Source organism: Mesorhizobium sp. WSM4837, from assembly GCF_055811435.1.
In genome coordinates this window covers 1-202 of record NZ_JBVVQE010000299.1, presented here as the reverse complement: position 1 = coordinate 202, position 202 = coordinate 1, and the positions used below count along the sequence as shown (strand labels likewise).

General features: G+C 59.9%; 1 protein-coding gene. It reads left to right on the top strand.

The features are described from left to right. On the top strand, positions 1-202 hold a 202-nt coding region (locus AC0L3D_RS37165), incomplete at both ends, for a ribosome-recycling factor (RefSeq protein ID WP_473647595.1).

Here is a 202-nt window from a genome sequence, read left to right as displayed (position 1 = left end):
CGATCAACCAGGTGGCAAACGTGTCGGTGCCGGAGCCGCGCATGATTTCGGTTTCGGTCTGGGACAAGTCGATGGTCGGTGCGGTCGATCGCGCCATCCGTGAATCCAATCTCGGCTTCAATCCGATCGTCGACGGCACCAATCTCAGGATTCCGCTGCCCGAGCTCAACGAACAGCGCCGCAAGGAGCTGGTCAAGATCTC